The sequence below is a fragment of the Salinicola aestuarinus genome (genome assembly GCF_003206645.1).
Classification (GTDB): Bacteria; Pseudomonadota; Gammaproteobacteria; order Pseudomonadales; family Halomonadaceae; genus Salinicola; species Salinicola aestuarinus.
This window is the reverse complement of sequence record NZ_PZJP01000017.1, coordinates 212,637-228,990: the sequence shown is the minus strand read 5'-3', so window position 1 is coordinate 228,990 and position 16,354 is coordinate 212,637. Positions and strand designations below refer to the sequence as shown.

Here is a 16,354-nt window from a genome sequence, read left to right as displayed (position 1 = left end):
CGTGGCCAAGGCGTCTTCCTCAAGGCGTCTTGCTCAAGGCGCCATGCTCGAAGCGGGAGCGCAGGCCGCCACGGTCGGGTACCGGGGCGAGGTACTCGCCCCGGGTCAGTCGAGCAATGAAAGTTGCGCCATGGCACGTCGGCCTTCCGGGCTCTCGTCCTCGGCTTCGAGTACCTTTCGCAGTCCACGCGCGAGCTGGATATGAGCGAGATTGTCCAGCCAGAGCTGGGCCTGGTCGTAGCTGTCGGCGACGGCGTGTTTGAGCCCACCGTACTGTGTGCCGATCTGCCCCCAGGCTCGGCTGAAGATCCAGTCGCCGAACATGTCCTGATGCAGATGGACGAGCACGTAGTCATGCTCACTTTCCCAACGAACGATCACGCGAACTCCTGCTGTGGTGGGCCCCGCGGCTTGTTCACGCCGGGTGGCCGGCCTAAGATGGCTGCGCCGAGTCGACTCGCCCGGCGCTGGTGTCTCTGCGCCATTGTAAAGCACGCGGTGAATAAATCGACGCGCTCGGGCGGTGCGGGCGACGGTCAGTCACTATTCGAGGAAGAGAGGTTTCATGCGCATCCTGGTGGATGAAAACGTGCCGCTGGCCGAGGAGTTCTTCGGCGAGCTCGGCGAAGTGGTGCGGCAAGCCGGTCGCGATATGACGCTGGAGAGCGTGCGCGACGCGGACGTACTGATCGTCCGCTCGGTGACGCCAGTGACGGCCGAGATGGTCGAGGGCTCGGCGATCAAGTTCGTCGGCACTTGCACCATCGGCACCGATCACATCGACCTGGATGCCCTGCGCCAGCGCGGCATTGGCTTTTCCAGCGCGCCAGGCAGCAACGCCGACTCGGTGGTGGACTATGTGTTGTCGAGTCTGCTGCTGCTGGCCGAAGAGGAGGGGGTGTCGCTGGCAGGCAAGACGGTGGGCATCATCGGGGCCGGCGAGGTCGGCGGCCGACTGGCCACGCGCCTTGACGATCTCGACGTGACCTGTCTGATCTGCGATCCGCCTCGAGCCGAGCAGGAAGGGCGTGACGATTTTCTCGATCTGGATACGCTGATCGAGCGCGCCGACATCCTATCGCTGCACACGCCACTCATCGAAGCGGGCGAGCACGCGACCCGCCACCTGATGGACCGCCGTCGTATCGACGCGCTCAAGCCGGGTACCGTGCTGATCAGTGCCGGCCGAGGTGACTGTCTGGATGGCGAGGCGCTACGGGAACGCCTCGCCCGCGCCCAGGATCTGCGCACGGTCATCGACGTCTGGGAGCACGAGCCTGCCATCGACGAAGCGCTCTACGACCTGGTGGACATCCCCACGCCGCACATTGCTGGCTATAGCGTGGATGGCAAGATGCGCGGCACTGAAATGGTCTACCAGGCGGCCATGCGCCACTTCGGGCTGCCGGCCCGGCGCAAGCTGGGACAGCTGAGGCCGGACCCCTGGCTGAGCAAGATCGTTCTGCACGGCTGGACGCCGCCGTTGGAGGCGCTCTCGCTCTGCGCCCGCGCCTGCTACGACGTGCGCCGTGATGTCCTTGCCTTCGACCGCTATCGTCGGCGTCTCGGCATGGCGGAGGGGTTCGACACCTATCGACGCGAGTATCCGGCACGTCGGGAATTTCAGACCCTGCGTGTCGAGCTCAAGAAGAACAAGGGCAAGCTTCGCGACGCGCTCGAAGGCGTCGGGTTCAGCGTCAAACTGAAGTAGGCCGGATGCGCGGCCGGCGCTCGTTATCGTGAACGGCGCCGGTCAGATTCCGGCCCCCACCTTACCGCCAGTCTAACCCAGGCTCCGCGCGAACGGCGTCCGCTCGACGGCCGGCGTTGGACCCGGCGATAGCTAGCGTCAGGCGCTTTCGGCGTCACTGACCGCGTCCTCCTGTTTGACCACGCGGTGACCGTCCTCGTTGCTGCCGAGTTTCCAGTAGCTCGAAATATACATGGCGCGCTTGTCGACACCTCGGTCGTCGATGAGATGTCGGCGCAGCTTGCGCATGGCGGAAAACTCGCAGGCGACCCAGATACCTGGCTTGCCGGCTGGCCAGTCGAGCGCTCTGACCGCGTTCAGCAACAGGTCGCTGTCGCTGCCGGGATGAGGGTTGATCCGGTAGTCGAGCGCGATGCCTTCGGGCAGATCGAGCGTCTGCCTGTCCGCGTCGCTCGCCACTTCAATGATGACGTGACCCACGGCATGGGCCGGCAGCCGTTCGAGGTTGGCACTGATCGCCGGTAGTGACGTCATGTCGCCGACCAGCAGGTTCCAGTCGGCGTCTTCCGGCAGGCGCTTCACCGGGCCAGGGCCGGCGACGAGGATCTCGTCGCCCGGTTGGGCCTCGGCGGCCCAGCTCGCCGCAGGGCCGCTGTCATCGTGTAGCACGAAGTCGACATCGATCTGGTCGTCGCGCTGGTCGCGGACGGTATAGGTACGCATGCGGTCACGCGCTTCGCCCTCGGTCGGGAAAACGAGCTTGATGTGCGCGCTCGGCTGGTCGGCGGGGAAGTCTCGCATGCCTTCGCCGCCGAGGGTGAGGCGCAGCATGTGCGGTGTCAGCTGTTGCCGTGCGATGACGGTGAAAGGTCGCGGTGGCGTCTTGGCCATGAGGGGCTCCAGGTCAGTCGAGGTTGTGGATCATGCGCTGGCTCAGGCGGGCGAACGCGTCGATGTCCGTTTGATCGAGGTCGGCAGCGAGTCTGGCGTGCACCTGGCGTTCGCCCTCGTCGATGCGCGATAACAAGGCCTGGCCGTCGGCAGAGAGCGCCAGGATCTGGCGTCGCCCGTCATCGGGATCGGGTTGCTTGACGACGCTGCCGGTTTCGATCAGTTCGCGAAGCAGGCGGGTGATCTGCGCCTTGTCGCGCTGCAGATAGTCGGCGACCTCCCGCGCCGAGGTCGGGGCGAGCGCGCGGATCGATTTCAGCGCGCGAATCTGCGCGACCGTCAGCGCCAGCGACTGCCCGTCGTAGGCGCGTCTCAGCGCGCGGCGGTAGGCGTGCAGTAGATGATGGAGCGTCTCTCCCGCGGGGGCTTGCGGCATGGGTGACTCATAAGGTTGATAATATCAACCAATTAAAGGCGTTTTAGGCCGCAAATGTCAACCATTCGCATATGCATGAGGGGCTCGTTGGCGCCGTCGCCGCCGTCTGGCGGCGGTGGGTCCTCGGCGCTTGTCGGGCCGCTGCCGTCAGCGAGAGAAAGCAGAAAGGCAGGGCGAGGGGCTCGAGCGGATGCGCTACAGCGAGACCGCCCGGCCGATAAACTGGATGGGGCCGGTAGGTCGGTCCAGCGGTGAGCCGCCATCATTTTCCAGGGTCAGTTCGAAGAGCTGGTTTTCTTGGAGCGGCGGCAGCTCGTCGAGCGTCAGACGCCGTGGCCCACTCGCATCGACCAGACCCAGCGACACCGGTCCACTCCAGTCGTCGGCCTTGGTCCAGAACTGCAGCGTCTTGCCGGCGGGAACCTGAAAATCCTCGAGGGGGATCAGCTCGATGTCGCGCTGCGACGCGGCTTGGATCATCCAGCCGGCCTGGGTGTGCTGTGGCGTCGAAAGCACGACCAGATAGCGCGGACCGGTGTCGCTCTGCAACGGTATCGCCAGGGCCAGTCCTAGCGCTGCGACGACACTGGCCAGGCTGACGCCGCGCCAAAGGGGCAGGTTCTGCCACAGCGCAGACCACCACGGCGTGGCGTTGTCATCGTTGCTGGCCTGGGGGCGCTCGGCGACTCGGCTGTCGGCGTCGGTGCCCTCGCGGAGGGTGCGTTCGGAGACGCTGCGATCGATCCGGGCCCACAGCGCCGGCGGCGGCGTGACGGGGTCGACCATGCTGGTATAGGGCGTGAGCCGCGATTCCCAGCGCGCGATGGCATCTCGCAAGACCGGTTCGCGCGGCAGGCGCTGCTCCAGCGAGCGGCGCGCTTCGTCGTCGAGCGTGCCAAGCACATACTCGCCGGCGAGGTCATCGAGTGCCTCGGGACTAGGGGTAGGTTGTGAGCTGTCGGTCATGAGAGGCACTCGCGCAGCGTATGAAGACTGCGCTTTATCCAGGCTTTGACGGTACCCAGTGGACGGTCGAGCCGCTCGGCGATCTCCGAGTGGCTGTAGCCGTCGACGTAGGCGTGAAACAGACAGTTGCGGCGCTCTGGCCCCAGCGCTCTGAGGCAGCGGTCGAGATCGCCGCGTCCCTGCCAATCGAAGCTGTCCTCGATCTCGGCGCTTGCCGCGAGCGAGCGTTCCGCATCGAGCTTTTCGGCGGTGACGTCGTCCACCGTCACTTCTCGATACTGGCGACGAACGTGATTCAAGGCGAGATGGCGGGCAACGCTGAACATCCAGGTCTTGCCCGAGCCTCTCTCGGCATCGAAGGTGTGCGATTTGGTCCAGATATTGACGAAGGCATCGTGAATGATGTCTTCGGCGACGGCGCGGTCGCTGACGATACGCTGCACCACGCCCAGTAGACGGGCTCCCTCCAGGCGGTAGAGTGCCTGTAGTGCACCCTGGTCCCCCTTGGCGCAGGCCATCAGTAGTTGGCCGTGATCTTCGTTCGGATTGTTATGCGTCACTCGAGCGTCCCTTGCTTCGAGCCCCCTGACGGGGCTTACGAGTGACAGTCTACGAAAAGCGGGCCCGCCGTGGCGAGCCCGCATCCCTGCGACCTGTTTTTTGGGTGACTAGCTGGCTTTGTAGAAGTTGTAGTCTGCCTGATATTCGACGATCTCGGTGTCGTCTTCGTTATCGGCACTGCATTCCATGTCGGGGGCGACGCCACCCTGAGTGTTGAGGCGTTGGACGTAGGTAACGTCGGTCATGTGGCCTTCGCCCTCGGCCGGATTGGCCTCGACGAGCTGCAGCGGAATATTGCCATCGCCGCCCGGCGCCGTGCCGATCTGTGTGCCGGTAATCTTGGAGCCATCGCTGGATTCCCAGGTTGCCGGGGGCCCGTAGTAGCTGCCGACCTGATTGCCGTCGGTGTCGTTGAGCTTGGCGTCGGGGCCTTTAAAGACCCAGGCATAGTCGCCGTCCTTCATCTCGCAGGCGTAGGTAATCTCACCCACACCAACCGTTTCCATGGCGATCTCGTTGCCTTCCGGGACCTGGACTTCCTCGGGCGTCATGTCGGCAAGCGCGCCCAGGCTCAGTCCGCTGAACAGGGCGGCGGTGACCGTGACGCTGGCTAGTTTCCGGGTTGTCATTGGTACTCTCCTGGCATGAAGTCGTTGACTGCAAAAAGGAGCAAGGCCTATCGCCTTGCCCTTGGATTAGTGATGACGACACTCAACGGATGCAGGAGATGACAACTTTTTTTCGCTGATTCGCTCGGTCTTCAAGAAGCGGCATCGCGAGCCGGCGCCTGGCGGCGGCCAGCCCGGTCGCCCAGCCCTGCCAGTAGGCGAGTGCACAGCGGGTAGAGCGCCAGTGCCAGCGCGATGCCCACCAGCGGTGGTAGCCAGGGGGATAGCCAGGCACCGAAGGTCGCCAGCGCGTAGGTGGCGAGTCCCGGTAGATGAAAGCGTGGCAATGCGGTATCGGCGAGTTTGGGATAGCGGGCGCGACGAGCAAAAAAGAAGTCCGCGATGATGACGCCGCCCAGCGGGGGGATGCAGGTGCCGAGCGCGATCAGGAACGGCACCAGCATGGCGTCCATTCCCGCCAGCGCCAGCAGCGTCCCGATCGCCGCGCCGGCCAGCGTGACGCGTCCCCGGCGTCGTGTGCGCAGCAGGTTGCAGCCGGCCGCGGCGAAGTTATAGATCGTATTGTCCTGGGTCGTCCACAGATTGAGAAACAGCATCACGAGACCGACAGCGGCCAGCCCCTGCAGTGCCAGCACCTCGACGACGTCCGGCGCGCCATAGACGAAGGCGCCAACCGCGCCGACCAGAATCATCAGGCCATTCCCGACGAAAAATGCCGCCAGGGTGGCGATCACGGCCTGGCGTGGGGTCCGAGCGAATCGACTCCAGTTGCTTGCCTGCGTGGCACCGGAGACGAAGGTTCCGAAAATCAAAGTGATGCCTGCCGCCCAACCCAGGCTGTGGTCGGGTGTCAGCGTCTCCAGGCCCTGCCAGCCGCCGCCGTCGCTCCAGGCGATGATCATGCTGGTGGCGATCAGGACCACCATCGCCGGCACGGCGAGGTGAGATAGCAGGGCCAACCCGCGGTAGCCCACGACAGCCGTCAGGCAGAAGCCAAACCCGAAAAGCACCATGAGCGGCGCAGCCCAGCCGGCCGACAGGCCCAGGGTTGAGACCAGCACCTTGGCGATCGTCGCCACGCCCCAGGCGTACCAGCCGATCTGAGTGATCCCCAGCAGCAAATCGGAGAGGGCGCTGCCACGGGTGCCGAGCGCGAAACGGGCCATGAGGGCGGTGCTCAGGCCCGAGCGTGCCGCCAAAAAGGCGATCACTGCGGCGTAGGCGCCGAGCAGCAGGTTGCCCAGGACGATGAGCGTGAGAAGCTCGGACAGCGGAAAGGCGCCGCCAAGCTGGCCGCCGGCGAACATGGTCGCGGTGAAGAAGGTGAAGCCGAGCAGGAGCATCACGAGTGAGGCAAAGGGTTTGCGCGCCGTCGCTGGCACTTCACTCAAGGGGTAGTCGGTATCGGGAGTAGGGGATGTCATGGGGCATGCCTCGGGGTGATGATCCCTTTACCATGCAAAGAGCATGCCGTAGCGCGGCATGGTCGTCCGGCCCGCGATGTCGCGGGTCAATGACGACGCGCGAGTGAGTCGGCGCACCCAAGTGGTGCGAAGCAGTGACGTGACTGCCGAAAAAGATGTGCTACGCACCAAAGAGGTGCGTCTGGGCTCGGCGGGGTCGCCGCCGAGCCAGGCGGTCAATCGCGGTAGGCGGACTCTTTGAGTGCGCGGATGCGCTCGTCGAGCGGCGGGTGGCTGGCAAACAGTTTTTCCATCACCTTGCGGGTCTGGCCGGTAGTGATGGCGAAAGCGGTCAAGGAGTCCGGCATTTGATCGGGCTGGCTGGTTTCTGCCTTGAGACGAGAGAGCGCGTTGATCATCGCGCCGGAGCCGGCAAACTTCGCGCCGGCAGCGTCGGCGCGATACTCGCGAAAACGCGAGAACCAGGCAACGATGATCGAGGCGACCATCCCGAAGACGATTTCGGCGACGATCACCACGGCGAAGTAACCCATGAAGCCCAGCCCGCCGCCGCTATCACGTCCCCGCAGGAAGCTGTCCACCAGCTGTGCGACAACGCGGGCGAAGAACATCACAAAGGTGTTGAGTACGCCCTGGATCAGCGCCAGCGTGACCATGTCGCCGTTGGCGACGTGGCCGATTTCATGGGCGAGCACGGCACGAACTTCCTCCGGCCGCATGCGCTCCAGAAGGCCTTGCGAGACAGCGACCAGCGCATCGTTCTTATTCCAGCCGGTGGCGAAGGCATTGGACTGCTGCGCCGGGAAAATGGCCACTTCCGGCGTCTTGATTCCGGCCTGTTGGGCGAGTTCGCGCACCGTCTCGACGAGCCACTGCTCGTTCGAGTTGCTCGGCTGCTCGATGACGCGAGCCTTGGTGCTCATCTTCGCCATCCATTTGGAGATGAATAGCGAGACCAGCGAGCCGGCCATGCCGAAGACGAAACAGAAGATCAGCAGGCTGTTCATGTTCAGCCCGTTGGCGTTCAGGTAGGGCTCGACGCCAAGCAGGCGCAGCGTGATGCTCGCAACGAGCACTACCGCCAGGTTGGTTGCCAGAAACAGGATGATTCGCATCATCGGTCGTTACCCTCAGTCGTAGTGGGCCCCGCGCGGTGGCGCGGATGCAGTGTTCGGCCAGCGATTGATATGGGGGTTGTCGGCGACGAATTCATCGCTGATGGAAGCGTTAGATACGATTTCCGGCCTGGGGTTTCAAGCACCTGAGACGATCCCGTGTCACTCGAACCGCAGCCCACGCCGGCCCGCGGCGTGGGCCTCTCGAATTCACTGGCGATAGCGGGAGAGGAAGCGGGCGAAGCGGTCAATGGCATCGCCGAGCTGGTCCGCCCAGGGCAGCGTCACGATGCGAACGTGGTCCGTGCCCGGCCAGTTGAAGGCGCTGCCCTGAACCAGAAGAATGCGCTCCTGCAGCAAAAGATCGAGCACCATCTGGGCATCGTCGTGAATCGGGTACCTCTCCGGGTCGAGCCGCGGGAAGGCGTAGAGCGCGCCCTTGGGCTTGACGCAGGAGACGCCAGGAATCGCGTTGAGTTTCTCGTGGACCACGTCGCGCTGCGCCAGCAGACGGCCGCCGGGCAGGATCAGGTCGTTGATCGACTGATAGCCGCCGAGTGCGGTCTGGATCGCGTGCTGTGCCGGTACGTTGGCGCACAGGCGCATCGAGGCGAGCATGTTGAGGCCCTGAATGAAGTCTTCGGCGTTGTGCTTGCCGAGCCCCCCCGAGAGGATCATCCAGCCTGAGCGAAAGCCGGCGCAGCGGTAGCTCTTGGAGAGGCCGTTCATGGTCACCACGAGCTGGTCGTCGCTGGCCAGTGCGCCGGTGGAGACGTGCTCGGTGCCGTCATAGAGAATCTTGTCGTAGATCTCGTCGGAGAAGACCACCAGGCCGTGCTGGCGCGCGATGGCGAGGATCTCCTTGACCACTGCCGGCGGGTAGACCGCGCCGGTAGGGTTGTTGGGATTGATCAGCACGATCGCCCGAGTGCGCGAGGTGATCTTGTCGCGGATGTCGGCGATGTCCGGGGACCAGTCGGCGGCTTCGTCACACATGTAGTGCACCGGATGGCCGCCGGAAAGGTTCGCCGCAGCGGTCCAGAGCGGATAGTCCGGCGCGGGGATCAGCACCTCGTCGCCGTCGTTGAGGAGTGCCTGCATCGCCATGACGATGAGCTCGGAGACGCCGTTGCCGACGAAGATGTCCTCGACCCCGACGCCCGGGATGCCCTTGCGCTGGCACTCCTGCATGATCGCCTTGCGCGCGGAATAGAGCCCCTTGGAGTCGCAATAGCCCTGGGCGGTCGGCAGGTTGCGCATCACGTCCTGAAGTATCTCTTCGGGCGCTTCGAAGCCGAAGGGCGCGGGGTTGCCGATGTTCAGTTTGAGGATGCGGTGGCCTTCGTCCTCGAGGCGTTTGGCGTGCTCGAGAACGGGCCCGCGAATGTCATAGCAGACGTTGTCGAGCTTGTGCGATTTCCGAATGGGGCTGTTCATCGTGATTCCATGTGCGCACGGCGATTGAGAGTGCCGGGTGAGTCGTGTTCGGGCGCGACGCAACGCGCCGGGGCCAGCATAGCGCAGCGACGCGGGGGACAAAATCGTGAGGTGAGGAGCCATCGTTCACGCGGATGGCGTTGCCGTCTCCTCCTCGGGCGGCGCTGCCGGCGGCGGGGGAGGAATGTCCGAGGGTAGTTCCAGCGTCACGCGACCGAGCTTGCCATCTCGAAGCTCGTGTAGCAGAACTTCCGCGCCCCGGTGCAGATTGACCACGCCGCCGGCCTTGAGACCGCCACGTTTGCGCGCGATCTCGGTGAGGATGGCGTGTCCGTCGAAACCGGCGCTGGCCTGAAGATCGACCAGCAGGGGGCCATCGGCATCGACCGACTCGGCGTCCGCCCGTGGAGCGTAGGGTGGCAGGTCGCCGAGCTTGTAGCGCTCCCGCAGCGCCTGTGGGTAGCGCTTGGCGAGTTCCGCTGCGCAGACGATGGCGACATCGACGTATTCGATGGCGGTGTCGCGAATCGCGCCGCTGGCGGCGAGGCGGTGAGCGCTCGCCTGATCCTCTATCTTGGGCCAGAGAACGCCCGGCGTATCGGTGAGGGCGACGCGCCCATCGATACGAATCTTCTGCTGCCGCTTGGTCACGGCGGGCTCGTTGCCGGTCTTGGCGATCTTGCGCTTGGCCAGCCCGTTGATCAGCGTCGACTTACCCACATTGGGAATGCCCATCACCATCACGCGAACGTCGCGATCGGCGCGCACCTGGCCGGCGAGCTCATGGCAAAGCGCAGGGATTGGCTTGAGTTCCCGACCTTGCGTGGTGGTGACCGCGATGGCACGGCTGTCCAGCTGGGCGTCGAAATGGTCGACCCACGCCTGCGTCGCGTCAGGGTCGGCGAGGTCGGCACGGGAGAGAATCTTGAGCACCGGCTTGTGCTCGGTGAGTTCGGCGAGCATCGGATTGCCGCTGGAGTAGGGCAGTCGAGCGTCGAGGACTTCGATCACGACGTCGATCTCGGGCAGCGCCTCGCGAATCTCTCGCCGCGCCTTGTTCATATGTCCGGGGTACCAGCCGAGCATGGGTCTCTCCTGCATCATCCTGGGAAGCTGGCGTCGGGGCGGACCTCGCCCCACCAAAAAGGGCCGCCATTCTAGCAGAATGGCGGCCCTTGTAGCCCGCGCCGACCGTTGTCGTCGAGCGGCGTGGCACCGCTCGACGAGTCAGAACAGAACGCATCCGTGCAGGCTGGGTAGAGAGTGCTTTGGTGAGAGCATGCCCCCGCCAGGCAGTGCGCTAGATAGTCACTGCTCTGGACGGGCAGTGTTCTGGTCAAAAAAGCGTGCGCGTTTCAGCGTGCTAGTTGCGCGGCGTCGTATCGCGCTGTCGCTTACTCTCCCGCGTGGAAGGTAAGGGACACGGAGTTGATGCAGTAGCGCTGGCCGGTGGTCTCGGTTGGACCGTCAGGGAACACGTGCCCAAGGTGCGCGTCGCAGCGCCGGCAGGTCACCTCGATGCGCCGCATGCCATGACTGTTGTCGCTATGCTCTTCGACCGACGCTGCGGCCAGCGGACGGTCGAAACTTGGCCAGCCGCAGTGTGCCTCGAACTTATGCTCGTTCTCGAACAGGGGGGCGCCGCAGCAGATGCAGTGATAGATACCCTGCACGGGTTCGACCTGATAGTCGCCGGTGAACGGCCGTTCGGTCCCTTTCTCTCGAGTCACGTGATACTGCTCTGGCGTGAGCTGCTCGCGCCATTCGGCTTCGCTCTTCTGGATCTTGCTCATCGTTGGTCTCCTGGCCTGCGTGGTCTCGCCCGCCACGGTACCTGGCCCGTCGGGCTCGGTCTCTTCATTACAGGCTAGTTTGTGTTGGGTGACCAGCGCCTGTGCGTTGCGACGCTTGCTGTGTGTCAGCCAGACCTGCTCCCTGGGAGAGGGGCGGGTGAGTCGCTCGGATCATGCGCTGCGCCAGACGGATAGGTCTGGGTGAAAATCGGTTGAATCAATGGCTTGACACTTAAAAAGGCGCTGAGTAATATACGCGCCACCTCGACGGAGACGAGACATCACGTCCCATTCGTCTAGTGGTCCAGGACACCGCCCTTTCACGGCGGTAACAGGGGTTCGAACCCCCTATGGGACGCCACTCGACTCCTGGTAGGTTCGTTGAAATTTATCAAGTTTCAGCGGTTGGAATGCGGGAATAGCTCAGTGGTAGAGCATCGCCTTGCCAAGGCGAGGGTCGGGAGTTCGAATCTCCTTTCCCGCTCCAGTTCGAAAGATGGAATCGGCGCTGCCGATCGCCTGCGTCCCATTCGTCTAGTGGTCCAGGACACCGCCCTTTCACGGCGGTAACAGGGGTTCGAACCCCCTATGGGACGCCACTTCGATGATCAACTGATCATCCGCCGAACATCTCTTCGGCATGACAAGCGGGAATAGCTCAGTGGTAGAGCATCGCCTTGCCAAGGCGAGGGTCGGGAGTTCGAATCTCCTTTCCCGCTCCAGTTTGAAAGATGGCGATGCGCCCGCATCGGCATGGTGGTAGCCGAAACGCCTCAGCTGTTTCGGTCCTTGCGTCCCATTCGTCTAGTGGTCCAGGACACCGCCCTTTCACGGCGGTAACAGGGGTTCGAACCCCCTATGGGACGCCACTTCCGTTTATCTCGCGTTAGACCTTCCGGTTGATTCGTCGCTGTTTTGCCCATCCACGGCGCGACGACAACGTTGTCAATTCGTCTGCTCACTATTGATTCGCGAAGAATCGACCCCATGTCGGCGGAGACGTCAACTCGTGACTCCGCACTTCAATCAGTCAATTCACAAGGACACCCTGATGGCAGAACCTGCACTGTCCATCCGCGGGCTGACCAAAGTCTACGGTAATGGTTTCGAAGCGCTGAAAGGCGTGGATCTCGATGTCGAGCAGGGCGACTTCTTCGCGCTGCTCGGGCCCAACGGCGCCGGCAAGTCCACCACGCTCGGTATTGTCTGCTCGCTGGTTCAGAAGACGGCGGGGCAGGTGAAGATCTTCGGCATCGATATCGACAAGGATTTCGCCAAGGCGAAGTACCATCTCGGTGTCGTACCTCAGGAGTTCAATTTCAGTCAGTTCGAGAAGGTCGAGGACATCATCCTGACCCAGGCGGGCTACTACGGCATGTCGATGAAAGAGGCCAAGCCGAGAAGCGACCGGCTGCTCAAGGACCTGGGCCTCTGGGACAAGCGGGGAGGTGCCGCACGAATGCTGTCCGGCGGCATGAAGCGCCGACTGATGATCGCGCGCGCGCTCATCCACCGCCCCAAGCTGCTGATCCTCGACGAACCGACGGCCGGCGTCGACATCGAGTTGCGACGCAGCATGTGGGAGTACATGCGCCGGATCAATCGGGAGGAGGGGACGTCGATCATCCTCACCACGCACTATCTCGAAGAGGCCGAGAGCCTTTGCCGTAACATCGCGATCATCAATCGTGGTGAGATCGTCAAGAACACGTCCATGCGTGAACTGTTGACCGAACTGGACACCGAAGCATTCCTGCTGGATCTCGAAGCGCCGATAGAGACGCTGCCGGCGCTCGATGGCTTTGAGCTCGAGCGTGTCGATGCCCAGCAGCTTGCCTTGTCGGTGCGCAAGGGGACCAGTCTCAACGACGCCTTCGAGCAGCTCTCTGCCCAGGGCATCAAGGTGCTGTCGATGCGCAACCGCTCCAACCGTCTGGAAGAGCTTTTCGTCAACATGACCTCTGAGCCTGACACTGCCTCTGATATCGACTCGGCCACTTCCACGTCGGCGAAGGAGACGGCATCGTGAATCATCGACAGCTACTGATTTCCCTCTGGACCATGGTGGTCAAAGAGATTCGGCGTTTCATGCGCATCTGGCCGCAGACGCTGGTGCCGCCGTCCATCACCATGACGATGTACTTCATCATCTTCGGCAATCTGATCGGTTCCCGGGTCGGCGAGATGCACGGCATCTCCTACATGTCATATATCGTGCCCGGGCTGATCATGATGTCGGTGATCACCAACAGCTATTCCAACGTGGCCTCGTCGTTCTTTTCCAACAAGTTTCAGCGCAGTGTCGAAGAGATGATGGTCTCGCCGATGCCCAACTGGGTGATTCTCGGCGGCTTCGTCATCGGCGGTGCGGCGCGTGGCCTCGGCGTTGGTCTCATCGTGACCCTGGTCTCGTTCTTTTTTACTGACTTCAGTCTGCACCATCCGCTGCTGACGCTGAGCGTGGTGATCATGACGGCGCTGCTGTTCTCCATCGCGGGCTTCATCAATGCGCTATTGGCGAAGAAGTTCGACGATATCTCGATCATCCCGATCTTTGTGCTGACTCCGCTCACCTACCTCGGCGGTGTCTTCTACTCGATCGATCTGCTGCCCGATTTCTGGCAGAGCATCGCGATGGCGAATCCGATCCTGTATATGGTCAACGCTTTCCGCTACGGCATCCTCGGCATCTCCGACATTCCTGTGGCCGGCGCTCTGGTCGCGATCGCTGCGTTCATTGTGGTGTTCTGGAGCCTGGCGCTGTGGATGCTCAATCGAGGCAAGGGGATTCGCTCGTGAGCGCTGAGCGTCCCGATACGTTGACCGATGCGCCACTCGGTCGTGAATCGGCCTACCCGGAGCGCTACGATGCCAGCCTGCTGTTCCCCATCGAGCGTGCCGCCAATCGCGCGCCGCTGGGGATCACCGAGAGCGCGCTACCGTTTGTGGGCGGTGACGAGTGGTGGGCCTTCGAGCTCTCCTGGCTCAACCCGCGCGGCAAGCCGGTAGTCGCCGTGGCACGATTTCGGCTGCCGGCGGACTCCCCGTGTCTGATCGAATCGAAGTCCTGGAAGCTCTATCTCAACAGTTTCAATCAGACCACCTTCAGCGACCGTGACAGCGTGGTCGGCACGCTGCGACGCGATCTGACGGCCATCGCAGGGGCCGAGGTCAGCGTCGAGCTCTTCTCGCCGGACGCGTCCGAGTTGGCCCCGGCACCCTTGCCCGGGGAGAGTCTCGACGCGCTTGAGGTCGATATCGATCGCTACGCGCCGGCGCCGGACCTGCTCGTCTGCGACGAGGCGAGGGTGGTCGAGCAGACACTGCATTCCCATCTGCTCAAATCCAATTGCCCCGTCACCGGTCAGCCGGACTGGGGGAGTGTCGTCATTCAGTACCGGGGGCCACGGATCGATCCTGCCTCGCTCTTGCGTTATATCGTCTCCTACCGACAGCACCAGGATTTTCACGAGCACTGTGTCGAGCACCTGTTCGTGGATCTCATGGCACGCTGTCGTCCCGAGCGACTGATGGTAATGGCACGTTACGTCCGTCGCGGTGGTCTCGACATCAATCCCTGGCGGGCAACCCCTGGCTGGTCACCTACGCTGCCACCGCGTCTACTGCGCCAGTGAATCGTATGACCCCAGGTGAGCCGATAGCGGTTCAGGGGCAAAGGGTTGCGAAGGAGTCGAACATGGATGCTTTGGAACTGCTTCATCAGCGTCGCTCGATGGGTAAGCTCGAGGGGCCTGCGCCCTCGGCAGATCAGCTCGATGCGCTCTACCGCGCCGCGCTTCGCGCGCCGGACCACAAGGAGATGAGGCCTTACCGCTTCATCGAATTCAGCGGCACCGGAATCGACCGGTTGGGTGAAATCTTCGCGGAATCGGATCGGCAGACGGATCCCGAGATCAGCGAGAAGCATCTTGCCGCGGCGCGCAAGAAGCCCAAGCGCGCACCGTTGATCATCGCGGTGATCGCCCACATCACGCCGGACAACAAAAAAGTCCCGCCGGTGGAGCAAATCATCACGGCGGGCTGTGCTGCCCACGCCATGCTCTACGCCGCCTTCGCGCAGGGGTTGGGCGCGATGTGGCGTACCGGCACCTACGCCCATGATCGAGGGGTATGGCAGGCGCTGGGGCTCGGTGAGCATGAGCAGCTGCTGGGTTATCTCTATCTGGGCCATCCGGCGGGAAAACTGCGTGAGGCGCCCAGGGAGGCTCACGAGAAGTTCGTCGAGCGCTGGGATGGTGAAGAGAAAGGACGCTGATTCAAAAAATGTCTTGCGATCACGGGTTTAGCTCGATATTATGTGCGCCGTTCTGAACGAGGCGTCACGCACGCCGAGATCGGGATGACAATGCGGAGGGGTGTCCGAGTGGTCGAAGGAGCACGCCTGGAAAGTGTGTAAGTCGAAAGGCTTCGAGGGTTCGAATCCCTCCCCCTCCGCCACGTATTCTGAATCAGCCGGCTCTTGTAGCCGGCTTTTTCGTGTCTGAAGGTAAGGTTTGGTGTGGGGCGGCCACCCCTCTCGGTTCGCGCCGACGCTGCAGCAACTCCTACGGAATGACCAGTCATTTCAGTCTGTCGCGGCGCGTCCGAGCGCTGATAATGGCGTGGGGACACCCCCTGCGTACTTCCCCGGCCTCCGGGCCGGGGTTTTTTTTGCCGTTGCCTTCGTCATTTCGCCAGTTAGCCATCAGCGCGGGTGGGGTTGTCGACTGCTGACGCCTTGCCTGAAATCTCCCTCCCGATCGGGGCATGCCGCGCGATAGTCTGCGTGCCTTGCGCCGCCTGTCACGATCATCGATGCCATCAGCGAGTGTCTCGCTGACGGCGTATCCGTCGCCTTCGCCACAGCAAGCTTCCCGGCGCCAATAGCGCGAGCAGCGCACAGGCCACTGCGGGGGAGAGGACATCGAGTATCGAGTCGGGCGACCAGTGATGAAAGAGACCGGAGAGAACACCGACGTGGTTGGGTCCGCCACCGGCGTATTCGTGCTGAGCGATCTCACGGCCGAGAAAGATCGCGACGATCAGCGAGCCGGCGACCCAGCGCCCGACCAGCGGCCACAGCAGGCACTGAACCCCGAGCGCGATGACGATGTGTTCCAAGTGTGAGGCGTTCATTCAGCACCGATCGGCAGCAGAGCCAGTGAGGACGTGCCTCAGAAGGGGAGTTGCGTCTGCCATCCATTGCCAAAGCGAGTGCGCAACGTCGGGGTATATGGTCAATATCCTACAGCAAGAGACGGTTATGACCTCTAGTGGCTGCGGCCTCGACCTTTTATTCTCCTTGTTCGTTGTAGATCCTTGATTCCCCGAGCTTCGTGCCGGGGAATTTTTTCTGTCACTGCGGTCGCTGGGTCGGTCAGTCGCGTTCTC

General features: G+C 63.0%; 17 protein-coding genes and 6 tRNA genes. 11 read left to right on the top strand and 12 right to left on the bottom strand.

Features of this window, described 5'->3' with window-relative positions:
* Window positions 1–105: 105 nt before the first annotated feature.
* A complete protein-coding gene (locus tag DOM41_RS16445; RefSeq protein ID WP_110687927.1) occupies window positions 106–381 on the bottom strand; it encodes a hypothetical protein in 276 nt (91 codons plus the stop codon).
* Between the two features lie 184 nt (window positions 382–565).
* Between DOM41_RS16445 and pdxB the strand changes: the two genes are divergently transcribed.
* Window positions 566–1,711, top strand: coding sequence for a 4-phosphoerythronate dehydrogenase PdxB (pdxB, locus tag DOM41_RS16440; RefSeq protein ID WP_110687926.1), 1,146 nt, complete (start codon window positions 566–568; stop codon window positions 1,709–1,711).
* A gap of 138 nt (window positions 1,712–1,849) precedes the next feature.
* On the opposite strand, the gene DOM41_RS16435 is transcribed toward pdxB, so the two are convergent.
* The 10 genes from DOM41_RS16435 to msrB form a co-directional block, all read right to left on the bottom strand.
* Window positions 1,850–2,602 (bottom strand): siderophore-interacting protein, encoded by a 753-nt coding sequence (locus DOM41_RS16435; RefSeq protein ID WP_110687925.1) that lies wholly within the window; start codon window positions 2,600–2,602, stop codon window positions 1,850–1,852.
* A gap of 13 nt (window positions 2,603–2,615) precedes the next feature.
* The gene (locus DOM41_RS16430) at window positions 2,616–3,038 is read right to left on the bottom strand and encodes a MarR family winged helix-turn-helix transcriptional regulator (RefSeq protein WP_110687924.1); all 423 of its coding nucleotides are present in this window, start codon (window positions 3,036–3,038) and stop codon (window positions 2,616–2,618) included.
* A 195-nt stretch (window positions 3,039–3,233) separates the two neighbouring features.
* Window positions 3,234–4,004 (bottom strand): anti-sigma factor, encoded by a 771-nt coding sequence (locus tag DOM41_RS16425; RefSeq protein ID WP_110687923.1) that lies wholly within the window; start codon window positions 4,002–4,004, stop codon window positions 3,234–3,236.
* The gene (locus DOM41_RS16420; RefSeq protein ID WP_245391887.1) at window positions 4,001–4,564 is read right to left on the bottom strand and encodes a sigma-70 family RNA polymerase sigma factor; all 564 of its coding nucleotides are present in this window, start codon (window positions 4,562–4,564) and stop codon (window positions 4,001–4,003) included. The genes DOM41_RS16425 and DOM41_RS16420 overlap by 4 nt, the downstream gene beginning before the upstream one ends.
* Window positions 4,565–4,672: 108 nt before the next feature.
* Complete coding sequence (locus DOM41_RS16415; RefSeq protein WP_110687922.1) at window positions 4,673–5,194, bottom strand: DUF3455 domain-containing protein; 522 nt, start codon at window positions 5,192–5,194, stop codon at window positions 4,673–4,675.
* 131 nt (window positions 5,195–5,325) lie between these two features.
* Window positions 5,326–6,618, bottom strand: a complete 1,293-nt coding sequence (gene codB / locus DOM41_RS16410; protein ID WP_110687921.1) for a cytosine permease — start codon at window positions 6,616–6,618, stop codon at window positions 5,326–5,328.
* 215 nt (window positions 6,619–6,833) lie between these two features.
* Window positions 6,834–7,736 (bottom strand): protease HtpX, encoded by a 903-nt coding sequence (gene htpX / locus DOM41_RS16405; RefSeq protein WP_110687920.1) that lies wholly within the window; start codon window positions 7,734–7,736, stop codon window positions 6,834–6,836.
* Window positions 7,737–7,943: 207 nt separating this feature from the next.
* Entirely contained in the window at window positions 7,944–9,170 is a 1,227-nt protein-coding gene (locus tag DOM41_RS16400; RefSeq protein WP_110687919.1) for a pyridoxal phosphate-dependent aminotransferase, read from the bottom strand.
* 126 nt (window positions 9,171–9,296) lie between these two features.
* Window positions 9,297–10,256: a ribosome biogenesis GTPase YlqF gene (gene ylqF / locus DOM41_RS16395; RefSeq protein WP_110687918.1), complete on the bottom strand. Its 960-nt coding sequence runs from the start codon at window positions 10,254–10,256 to the stop codon at window positions 9,297–9,299.
* A gap of 308 nt (window positions 10,257–10,564) precedes the next feature.
* On the bottom strand, window positions 10,565–10,963 hold the full coding sequence (gene msrB, locus DOM41_RS16390; protein WP_110687917.1) for a peptide-methionine (R)-S-oxide reductase MsrB: 399 nt from the start codon (window positions 10,961–10,963) through the stop codon (window positions 10,565–10,567).
* Between the two features lie 285 nt (window positions 10,964–11,248).
* Here msrB and DOM41_RS16385 point away from each other — a divergent pair.
* From DOM41_RS16385 to DOM41_RS16340, 10 genes are all read left to right on the top strand, one after another.
* Window positions 11,249–11,324, top strand: a tRNA-Glu gene (locus DOM41_RS16385).
* A 51-nt stretch (window positions 11,325–11,375) separates the two neighbouring features.
* A tRNA-Gly gene (locus DOM41_RS16380) sits at window positions 11,376–11,450 on the top strand.
* 36 nt (window positions 11,451–11,486) lie between these two features.
* A tRNA-Glu gene (locus tag DOM41_RS16375) sits at window positions 11,487–11,562 on the top strand.
* A gap of 48 nt (window positions 11,563–11,610) precedes the next feature.
* Window positions 11,611–11,685 (top strand) — tRNA-Gly (locus tag DOM41_RS16370).
* Window positions 11,686–11,756: 71 nt separating this feature from the next.
* A tRNA-Glu gene (locus tag DOM41_RS16365) sits at window positions 11,757–11,832 on the top strand.
* A gap of 182 nt (window positions 11,833–12,014) precedes the next feature.
* Window positions 12,015–12,992 carry an ABC transporter ATP-binding protein gene (locus DOM41_RS16360; protein WP_110687916.1) on the top strand — a complete coding sequence of 326 codons (978 nt, stop codon included), beginning with the start codon at window positions 12,015–12,017 and terminating at the stop codon, window positions 12,990–12,992.
* Window positions 12,989–13,762: an ABC transporter permease gene (locus DOM41_RS16355; protein WP_110687915.1), complete on the top strand. Its 774-nt coding sequence runs from the start codon at window positions 12,989–12,991 to the stop codon at window positions 13,760–13,762. Before DOM41_RS16360 ends, DOM41_RS16355 begins: the two co-directional genes overlap by 4 nt.
* Window positions 13,759–14,598 carry an NADPH-dependent 7-cyano-7-deazaguanine reductase QueF gene (queF, locus tag DOM41_RS16350; RefSeq protein WP_110687914.1) on the top strand — a complete coding sequence of 280 codons (840 nt, stop codon included), beginning with the start codon at window positions 13,759–13,761 and terminating at the stop codon, window positions 14,596–14,598. Before DOM41_RS16355 ends, queF begins: the two co-directional genes overlap by 4 nt.
* Before the next feature lie 62 nt (window positions 14,599–14,660).
* Window positions 14,661–15,239, top strand: coding sequence for a nitroreductase family protein (locus tag DOM41_RS16345; RefSeq protein WP_110687913.1), 579 nt, complete (start codon window positions 14,661–14,663; stop codon window positions 15,237–15,239).
* Between the two features lie 94 nt (window positions 15,240–15,333).
* A tRNA-Ser gene (locus DOM41_RS16340) sits at window positions 15,334–15,421 on the top strand.
* A gap of 363 nt (window positions 15,422–15,784) precedes the next feature.
* Here DOM41_RS16340 and DOM41_RS16335 read toward each other — a convergent pair.
* The gene (locus DOM41_RS16335) at window positions 15,785–16,084 is read right to left on the bottom strand and encodes a hypothetical protein (protein WP_245391886.1); all 300 of its coding nucleotides are present in this window, start codon (window positions 16,082–16,084) and stop codon (window positions 15,785–15,787) included.
* Window positions 16,085–16,354: the final 270 nt, after the last annotated feature.